The organism is Geminicoccus sp. (assembly GCF_035556675.1).
Lineage (GTDB): Bacteria > Pseudomonadota > Alphaproteobacteria > Geminicoccales > Geminicoccaceae > Geminicoccus.
The window spans coordinates 25,559-34,525 of record NZ_DATMFZ010000294.1 but is presented as its reverse complement, the minus strand read 5'-3'; the positions used below and the strand labels follow the sequence as shown (position 1 = coordinate 34,525).

7 protein-coding genes are annotated in these 8,967 nt (G+C 69.5%); 2 read left to right on the top strand and 5 right to left on the bottom strand.

What is annotated here, in order from left to right; translation table 11 throughout:
* The first annotated feature begins 124 nt into the window (after positions 1 to 124).
* Entirely contained in the window at positions 125 to 1,279 is a 1,155-nt protein-coding gene (locus VNS22_RS20520) for an AAA family ATPase (RefSeq protein WP_325735745.1), read from the top strand.
* On the opposite strand, the gene VNS22_RS20515 is transcribed toward VNS22_RS20520, so the two are convergent.
* From VNS22_RS20515 to VNS22_RS20505, 3 genes are all read right to left on the bottom strand, one after another.
* Entirely contained in the window at positions 1,280 to 1,438 is a 159-nt protein-coding gene (locus VNS22_RS20515) for a YqaE/Pmp3 family membrane protein (RefSeq protein ID WP_159715611.1), read from the bottom strand.
* A gap of 48 nt (positions 1,439 to 1,486) precedes the next feature.
* Complete coding sequence (locus VNS22_RS20510; protein ID WP_325735744.1) at positions 1,487 to 2,836, bottom strand: sorbosone dehydrogenase family protein; 1,350 nt, start codon at positions 2,834 to 2,836, stop codon at positions 1,487 to 1,489.
* 63 nt (positions 2,837 to 2,899) lie between these two features.
* Positions 2,900 to 3,772, bottom strand: a complete 873-nt coding sequence (locus VNS22_RS20505) for an SDR family oxidoreductase (RefSeq protein ID WP_325735742.1) — start codon at positions 3,770 to 3,772, stop codon at positions 2,900 to 2,902.
* A 208-nt stretch (positions 3,773 to 3,980) separates the two neighbouring features.
* Between VNS22_RS20505 and VNS22_RS20500 the strand changes: the two genes are divergently transcribed.
* On the top strand, positions 3,981 to 5,003 hold the full coding sequence (locus VNS22_RS20500) for a GGDEF domain-containing protein (RefSeq protein ID WP_325735740.1): 1,023 nt from the start codon (positions 3,981 to 3,983) through the stop codon (positions 5,001 to 5,003).
* Positions 5,004 to 5,016: 13 nt separating this feature from the next.
* On the opposite strand, the gene VNS22_RS20495 is transcribed toward VNS22_RS20500, so the two are convergent.
* Both VNS22_RS20495 and VNS22_RS20490 read right to left on the bottom strand, forming a co-directional pair.
* Entirely contained in the window at positions 5,017 to 6,984 is a 1,968-nt protein-coding gene (locus tag VNS22_RS20495) for an adenylate/guanylate cyclase domain-containing protein (protein WP_325735738.1), read from the bottom strand.
* Between the two features lie 108 nt (positions 6,985 to 7,092).
* A complete protein-coding gene (locus VNS22_RS20490; protein WP_325735736.1) occupies positions 7,093 to 8,043 on the bottom strand; it encodes a cation diffusion facilitator family transporter in 951 nt (316 codons plus the stop codon).
* Positions 8,044 to 8,967: the final 924 nt, after the last annotated feature.

Genomic DNA, 8,967 nt, shown 5'->3' with positions numbered 1-8,967 from the left:
ATCGCGAAAGCCTCACCTTGTTGTCGGCACAAGATGCCGGAACGACGCCACCCGGGCCAGCCGGCGCCACTTCGTCCTGAAGCCGCGGCTTGACCTTCCGCGGCGGTTTCGCTGTGCAGCAGCCATGATCAGCCGCCTCGCCGTTTCCGGATACCGCTCCCTGCGCGACCTGCGCCTGGAGCTCGGGCCGCTCAACCTGGTCACCGGGGCCAACGGCAGCGGCAAGTCCAGCCTGTACCGGGCCCTGCGCCTCCTGGCCGATCTGGCGCAGGGCCGGGTGGTGGCCTCGCTCGCTGCCGAGGGTGGCCTGTCCTCCACCCTCTGGGCCGGTCCGGAATCCTTCTCGCGCGGGATGAAGGCCGGCACGGTCCAGGTGCAGGGCACGGTGCGTCGCCAGCCGGTCGGCCTGAAGCTGGGCTTCGCCGGTCCCGACTATGGCTATGCGATCAATCTGGGCCTGCCCAAGCCGTCCAGCTCCGCCTTTGCTCGTGACCCGGAGATCAAGGCCGAGAGTGTCTGGACCGGGGAACTGCTCCGCCGCGCCAGCTGCTTCGCCGAGCGGCGCGGCCCGTCGGTGCGGCTGCGCGACGATCGGGGCGTATGGCGGCAGGCCATGACCGGCCTCGCCTCCGCCGACAGCATGATGACCCACTGCGCCGATCCCCGGCAGGCGCCGGAACTATTGATGCTGCGCGAGCGGATGGCGGCCTGGCGGTTCTACGACCACCTGCCGACCGACCGGAACGCGCCGTCGCGCCGGCCGCAGGTCGGCACCTTCACGCCGGTCCTGGCGGATGACGGCGCGGACTTGGCGGCAGCGCTGCAGACGATCGTGGAGGTCGGCGACCGTGCCGGCCTGCGCGCGAGCCTGGAGGACGCCTTCCCGGGTGCCGCGCTCGCGATCGGCGGCACGGACGGCTATCTGGAGGTGGAACTGCGCCAGCCGGGCCTGCTCCGCCCGCTCAAGGCGGCCGAGCTGTCCGACGGCACGCTGCGCTACCTGCTGCTCACCGCAGCCCTGCTCTCGCCCCGCCCGCCGGCCCTGATGATCCTGAACGAACCCGAGACCAGCCTCCACCCGCAGCTGCTGGCACCGCTGGCCCGGCTGATCGGCCGGGCGGCGGAGCAGAGCCAGCTCGTGGTGGTCTCGCACGCGCCCGCTCTGGTCGACGTGCTGGCGGCCCAGCCCGCCTGCCGGCATCTTTCGCTGGGCAAGGAACTCGGCGAGACCGTGCTGCCCGGCGCCGAGCCGCCGGCCTGGGCTTGGCCGGAGCGCTGATCAGCGCTTCACGATGATATACACCGCATGGATGATGCCGGGGATGTAGCCCAGCAGGGTCAGCAGGATGTTGATCCAGAACTGGAGCCCGAGGCCGACCTGCAGGAACACGCCGAGCGGCGGAAGAAGAATCGCGATCAGGATGCGCAGGACGTCCATGCAGGGCTCCAAAGGGTGGCGGCGGACCAGGAGTCGCCGTGATGGTCCTTAAGACGCAGGACCGGCCCCCGGGGTTCCATGCGCCGTGGTCACCCGCCACACCACGTTGCCGACGTCGTCGGCCACCAGCAGGGCACCCGCCCGGTCCACCGCGACACCCACCGGCCGGCCCTGCGCCTCGCCCGCCTCGTTCAGGAACCCGGTGAGGAACCGCTTCGGCGGCCCGTCCGGCCGGCCCGCTTTGTTGAACGGCACGAACACCACCTGATAGCCGCTCGGCACCGAGCGGTTCCAGGAACCGTGCTGGCCGATGAAGGCGCCGCCCCGGTAGCGTTCCGGGAACATGTCGCCTTCGTAGAAGACCAGCCCCAGCGACGCGGTGTGTGCGCCCAGCGCATAGTCGGGTACGATCGCCCGGGCCACCAGGTCCGGCCGCGGCGGCTGCGGCCGCACGTCGACATGCTGCCCGTACCAGCTATAGGGCCAGCCATAGAAGCCGCCTTCCTGGACCGCGGTCATGTAGTCCGGCACCAGGTCGTCGCCGATCTCGTCCCGTTCGTTGACCACGGTCCAGAGCCGGCCTGACGCCGGCTGCCAGGCCAAGCCGTTCGGGTTGCGCAGGCCGCTGGCGAACACTCGGGTCGCACGGGTGGCCAGATCGATCTCGACGATCGCCGCGCGCCCTTTCTCGTTCTCCATGCCGTTCTCGCCGACATTGCTGTTCGAGCCGACCGTCGCGAACAGCCTGGTCCCGTCCGGGCTGGCCAGGATGTTCTTGGTCCAGTGATGGTTGATCGGCCCGCCCGGCAGGTCGACGATCTTCTCTCCCGCCGCAGTGATCCTGGTCTCGCCCGGCTGGTAGGGGAAGCGCAGCACCGCGTCGGCATTGGCGACATAGAAATCGTTGCCGATCAGCGCCATGCCGAACGGCGAGAACAGGTTCTCCAAAAAGGTCGTGCGGGTTTCCGCCACGCCGTCGCCATCCGCGTCGCGCAGCAGGATGATCCGGTTGGGGCTCTGGACCCCGGCACCCGCCGCGTCCTTGACCAGCCCAGCCACCCAGTCCGTGACCCCAGTGCTCTCCGAGGGCGGCGCATTGCTCTCCGCGACCAGCACATCGCCGTTGGGCAGCACGTACAGCCAGCGCGGATGGTCCAGTTCACGGGCGAACGCCGCCACCGTGAAGCCCGGTTCCGGCACCGGCGTCGCTTGCTTCGTCCAGCCGACCACGGAGGCGATCTTGACCGTCGGCACCAGCGAGGAGTGCGGCTCTGGCAGGGTCGGGGTCGGCCCGTAGCCGGCCTCGACCGGCAAGGGCTTGGGCCCGGTACAGGCAGTCAGCGCCAGCGCTGCCAGTCCCAGCAGGGCAACCGAGCCGACGCCGCCTGTCCTGGCCATCCGATCACCCTTCCGTCGCCGACCACCACGTCTGCTGCCTGCGCCCGCCTCGCCGCAGCCTTCCTAGAGCATCGGCCGCCCGCCCGTGACCGGGATCACCGCACCAGTTATATAGCTGGATTCTACAGAAGCCAGCATCACATAGGCGGGCGCCAGTTCCACCGGCTGGCCGGCGCGGCCGAGCGGCGTGTTCTGGCCGAAGCTCTCCACCTTCTCCGGCGGCATGGTCGAGGGGATCAGCGGCGTCCAGATCGGCCCCGGCGCCACCGCGTTGACCCGGATGCCCCGCTCCGCCACCAGGCCCGCCAGACCCGCCGTGAAATTGGCGATCGCCCCCTTGGTGGTGGCGTAGGCCAGCAGCGTCGGCGACGGGTTCTTGGCGTTGATCGAGCTGGTGTTGATGATCGAGCTGCCCGGCTTCATCACCGGGACCGCCGCCTTGCACAGATAGAACTGGCTGTAGAGGTTGGTGCGGAAGGTGACGTCCCATTCCTCCGCACTGATGTCCTCGATCTTCTCGAAGGTCGCCTGGTGCGCCGCGTTGTTGACCAGGATGTCGAGCTTGCCGAATTCCTGCTGCGCCCGCGCCACCAGCTCCTTGCAGTGGCTCTCCTCCTTGATGTCGCCCGCGACCACCACGGCCTTGCGGCCGGCCTGCTCCACCCAGCGGGCGGTCTCCTTGGCGTCCTCGTGCTCGCTGTAATAGGAGATCAGCACGTCCGCCCCCTCGCGGGCGAACGCGATCGCGACAGCGCGGCCGATGCCGGAATCGGCGCCGGTGATGATCGCCGCCCGTCCCGCCAGCCGGCCGCTGCCCTTGTAGCTTTCCTCGCCATGGTCCGGCTTGGGCGTCATCTTGCCGGTCTCGCCGGGCATGTCCTGCTGCTGCTTGGGCTGGGGCGGCTGCGGCGCGCCGTTCTTCGGGTCGGTGATCATCAAGTCTGCTCCTGGCCTTCGGCCCCTCTGGGGGCGGCATTGCGCTGCGTGGAGAACGGCCCGCCCACGGCGAGGTTGCGCGCGCGCCGTCATTGCCATCCGTTGGCCCAGCCGCCGCAGTTGTCGCCTAAAGGTAGAAGTTTGTTGACGCCGACGCACGTTATTGGCGCAAATGCGGCTTGCACATCAGGCACTCCGGATTTTCGGCATGCTCCATCTCATTCTGGATCGGGAAGCCGCGGACAGATTCGCCGCCTTGACCATGACCAGCCTGGACGAGCTGGACCTGGCACCTCTGCCGGCCAGCTACAGCATCGTGTTCGCCTACCATGCCGGGCAGTTTCCGGAGCTGGCCACGGAGGTGCAGGCGATGCTGGCCGATCCCGCCACCGCCACTTCCCAGCATTGCGAGGCGATCTACCGACGTCATTTCGGCAGCGAGCCGATGCTGGCGGACTATGACGAGACGATCCGGAGCCTCGGGCGCGGCGTCACCGAGATTGCGGACCTGCTCCGCACGACCTCGGGCCATGACCGCCGGTTCGGCGTGATCGGCACGGAGCTGGCCGCCCTGGCCGGCACGGCCGACGGTGCCGCCAGGAACACGCTGGAGCGGATCTGCCAGGAACTGGCGGCACTGGCTCAGGAGAACCGGCGGCTGCGCGCGGGCGTGACCGAGCGCATCGAGGCTTCGACCCGGAGCATCGCCCGGGTCAGCGCGCGCTTCGAGGTCGAGCGGGCCCGGTCACGGACCGATCCGCTCACCCGGATCGGCAACCGGCGCTGCCTGGACGAGGAGATGCACCGGCATCCCCTGGCGAGCCTGATCCTCGCCGACATCGACCATTTCAAGCGCTTCAACGACAGCTACGGGCACAAGGCTGGCGACCTGATCCTGGTCGCGTTTGCCCGGATCCTGCGCCAGACCGCCGGCAGCCATGGCTTGGCCGCCCGCTTCGGCGGCGAGGAGTTCGCGATCCTCCTGCCCGATACCACGCTGGCCGAGGCCACCGACGTCGCCGAGCGGGCCCGGACCATGCTGGAGGGCATGGCCAAGATCACCACCAAGACCGGCCGGTCGCTGAGCAAGGTCACCGCCTCGTTCGGCGTGGCCGAGGGGCGGGCGGGCGAGCCGCCCGAGGCCCTGATCGAGCGCGCCGACCGGGCGCTCTATCTCGCCAAGAATGGCGGCAGGAACCGGGTGGTCGCCGCGGTCGAGGCACCGGCCTGAACGGGCACGGGCTTCACCCCGCACGGTCGTCCGTGTCGAGCTGGAAGATCTCGAGCGGCTCGCGGCGGCCGCGCAGTTCCTGCCGGCCCAGCGAGCGGACCGGGAAGCGGTCGCCGGTCAGTGCCACCGTGCTTTCGGCCAGCAGGATGGTGACCGCGTCGTCCGGCGTGCCCACGCCCCGCGCGCGCTCCTCCAGCCGCTCGGCCACGTTCACGACATCGCCCACCACCGTGTAGTTGACCCGGCTGGGCGCGCCGATGTCGCCCACCACCGCGCGGCCGCTGCAGATCCCGATCCGCATCCGCACCGGCGCCAAGCCCTGCGCCACGCGTGCCTCGTTGTCCAGGCGCAGGACCCGCGCCACCTCCAGTGCTGTGGTGCAGGCCCGCTCGGCATGGTCGGGCTGGGAGCCCGGAGCGCCCCAGAACGCCATCATCGCGTCGCCGATATACTTGTCGATGGTGCCCTCGGTCGCCTCCACGCAGCGGTCGATCAGGGTGAAGTGGTGGTTCAGGAAGGTCGCCACCTCGGTGGCCGGCAGATGCTCGGAGAGCGTGGTGAAGCCCGCGATGTCGGTGAACATGACGGTCACCTCGCGCTCCACCGAGATGATCGCCCTGGGCGAGCCCTGGCGCATCATCCGGCGCACGAGGGTGCGTGGCACGTAGGTCGCGAACAGGCGCAGCCCGCCAACCATGGCGTCATAGGCGGCCGCGGCCTCGTTCAGCTCGCGGAACATGCCGCGCAGCCGGGGCGGCGGGGCGTCGAAATTGAGCTCGCGCAGCCGGTTCGCCTCTTCCGCCAGCTCGCGGATCGGCTGGCTGAGGCTGCGGCCGATCAGCAGCGCCAGGCCCAGCCCGACCAGCAGCACGAGCCCGCCGATCCAGAGCAGGTGGGTCAGGCGGTCGAGCTGGGGTGCCGCCACTGCCAGTGGCAGGTAAGTGCCGATGATCCAGGGCTGCTGCCCGTAGCCCGACAATTCCTGGAGCAGGAACACGAAGCTCTCGCCGTCCACCTGGACGATCCGCGCGCTCACCGCATCGTTGGTGAAGGTGCGGCCCTGCTCGGATTCGAACTCCGGGTCCGGGCTCCACAGCCTCGCCAGCACCGGATCGCCCAGTTCGTCCAGGTCCGGCAGCGGATGCTCGTTGCTGAGACCGGGGAAGCCTTGGGTCAGGTCCGGATGGGCCAGCACCGAGTGCGGCCCGTAGAGGATGAAGGGTCGCATCTGGCTACCGGCCAGCATGCCCAGGAATTCGGACAATTCGGCCGTGGTGACGCCGGCGATCAGGGCACCGACGAACTCTCCATTCCGTCGGACCGGGACGAACAGGTTGATGAAGGGCATCTCGCGCCCCTCGGTGACGTAGAGTTCGCCCCAGAACGGGCCGGTCGCCAGCGCCGCCTGGCGCATGGCCGCCTCAAAGCCCGGATCCTCCCGCCAGTCGTTGATGGAAAGCGGCGTCTCCGGCCGGTTGCGGAACGCACGCAGCACCTGCAGTTCCGGACTGGCGAACGCCACCACGCTTTCCTGCGGCACCGCCGCGAGCGAGGCGAGCAGCCGGTCGCCCAGCTTCTCCGGCTGCCGGAGGTCGAGATCCTCGCGCGCCATCTGCTCGGCCAGGAATTCCAGCTGCGCTCGCACCGGGTCGAGATGGACCCGGGTCCGTTCGGCCACCGAGCTGATCAGGAATTCCGAGCGGGCGCGCACCAGCTCGGTCGTGTTGAGCTGGGCGACCCGGTAGCCCGCGAACAGGACGAAGCCCACCGCCACCGAGAGCAGGAGCGTGGTGGTGACCAGGAGTGCCACCGCGATCGACATGCTGGGCGGCCGCACCCGCCGCCATGCCCGCCGCCGGACCTGCCGCGCCGCCGGCGCATCCATTCCGATCATGCAGGCCGCCGCGGCGCCGCGGGTGCGGAGCGCCGGCTGCGCGACGACGACCACTGCCAGACTGCCACGATATCCATACCGGTCCATGTGCCGTCGCCGGGAACGGGCATCATTCCCGGTCGGGCGACCATGCACCACAAACATGGAACCGTCATCGGTCCTGCGACCGCGGCATGGCGGCGCCCGCACATGACCTCACTCGACCTGATCGAGCTTCTGGCGGACCGCCAGCCATCGGCCGGCGGACTGCGGCTTGACGAAGATGCCGGCGATCTCCGGGTGGGCCGCTTTGAGCGCCTGTTCCAGCCGCTCGACGCATTCTTCGATCGCGGTGGCCTGCAGTTCATCGGCAAACTCCACGCTGATCGCCACCACCACCTGGTCGGGGCCCATCTGCACGGTGAGCACGCCGTTGGCCCGCTCGACCGCCGGATCATGCTCCGCGATCGCCAGAACCGAGCGCTGCACCTCCGGCAGGGCCGGCTCGCCCATCAGAAGCCCCTTGCTTTCCCGCGCCAGGAAGATCGCGGTGGCGGCGAGCACCAGTCCGATCCCGACGGAGGCAACCCCGTCCAGTTCCGGCATGTCCAGCAGCTGGGCCAGCGTGATTCCGGCAAGCGCGGTGACCAAGCCAACCAGAGCCGCGCTGTCCTCGAACAGCACGGTGAAGGTGGTAGGGTCCTTGCTCCGCCGCACCGCCTCGAGATAGCCGAGCTTCCCCTTCTCCCGCCGGAACTCCTTGAGCGCCACGCGCCAGCTGTACCCCTCGAACAGGATGGAGAGCAGCAGCACCACGTAGTTCACCTGGACGTTCTCGACCGGATGCGGCGTCAGGATGTGAGAGATGCCCTCGTAGATCGAGACGCCGGCGCCCAGCGCGAAGACCAGGAGCGCCACGATGAAGCTCCAGAAATAGATCTCGCGCCCGTGGCCCAGGGGATGGGTCCGGTCGGGCGGCCGCCGCGCCCGGTGCAGCCCGTAGAGCAGCAGGATCTCATTGCCGGTGTCGACCAGCGAATGCACCCCCTCGCTCAGCATCGCCGAACTGCCGGTGAACCCGGCCGCCACGAACTTGGTGATCGCGATCAGGAGGTTGCCGAGCAGCGCCGCATAGATCACCTTGTTCGAGCCGGCGTGCGCCGCCATTGTCGCTTTTCCTCCGGAATTCTTCGTGCAACGCCCGCGTGCCGGCCGGGTTTCCGTTGATGGGACGGGAAGATGAAGGCAGTGGCCGCATGCCCTGACGAACAGGCTCGCGAACGCGCAGCGACTTGGTGGTTCAGGGCATGGTCGAGCCTGTTCCTGGTGCTGCTGGCCCTGCCCTGGCTTTTGGCCGCCCATGCACTGGCGGATTGGTCGCGGCCCGGAGCGCAGGCGCTGCTCCAGGGGACGGTGCCGGATGGCTGGCGCCTGATCCGGCACTGGGACGTCTGGTACCGAGTACCGCTGCTGCTCTCGTTCATGGCGAGCACGCTCGCCTGGCTGCGGCACCGGCGGCTCCGCACCTTCGACCGGCGCTGCTCGCTCCGCGTCATTGGCCTGCGGCTGGGCCTGGCCCTGGCTTCGCTCGCCCTGTTCCTCGTCGCGGCCGAGCGGCTGGCCCGGGTGGTGGACCAGGTCGTGGCCCATCCGCTGGTGGAGCTGCCCGTCGACGATCGAGCGATTGCCGACACGCTCATGGGCCAGTTCGTCCGGGTGGCGGCCGGCACCGAGTTCGACCGGGTGATCCAGGAGGCGCTGGACCGAGGCGATGTCGAGCACGCGCGGATCCATGCCGCCGCCGCCGATCTGGCGGAGCAGCCGCTGCTGCCCGCCACCCGTGAGGCACTGGCCGAGGCCACCGGCTGGCAGGCCACCCTCCTGCGCGGCTCCTGGGATGCCTTGCACGGCGGGGTGACCGGGCAGGGCGAATCATTGAGTGGCCTCGCTGGTGCCCTGGCGGTCGACCTCACTCCAGCCGGGGATCTGCGCGACATCGTCTATCAGCTGGGGATGGCCGAGCAGCCGGACGAGTTGGTGCTGGGCCTGTCCGTGGTCGGGCTCGGGCTCACCGCGGCCGCTTTCGTCGCA

Bases quoted from the DNA above. Each gene is read 5' to 3' on its own strand.
- VNS22_RS20500 (WP_325735740.1), top strand. From the start codon at position 3,981: ATGCTCCATCTCATTCTGGATCGGGAAGCCGCGGACAGATTCGCCGCC.
- VNS22_RS20520 (WP_325735745.1), top strand. From the start codon at position 125: ATGATCAGCCGCCTCGCCGTTTCCGGATACCGCTCCCTGCGCGACCTG.
- VNS22_RS20505 (WP_325735742.1), bottom strand. From the start codon at position 3,772: ATGATCACCGACCCGAAGAACGGCGCGCCGCAGCCGCCCCAGCCCAAG.
- VNS22_RS20510 (WP_325735744.1), bottom strand. From the start codon at position 2,836: ATGGCCAGGACAGGCGGCGTCGGCTCGGTTGCCCTGCTGGGACTGGCA.
- VNS22_RS20515 (WP_159715611.1), bottom strand. From the start codon at position 1,438: ATGGACGTCCTGCGCATCCTGATCGCGATTCTTCTTCCGCCGCTCGGC.
- VNS22_RS20490 (WP_325735736.1), bottom strand. From the start codon at position 8,043: ATGGCGGCGCACGCCGGCTCGAACAAGGTGATCTATGCGGCGCTGCTC.
- VNS22_RS20495 (WP_325735738.1), bottom strand. From the start codon at position 6,984: ATGGACCGGTATGGATATCGTGGCAGTCTGGCAGTGGTCGTCGTCGCG.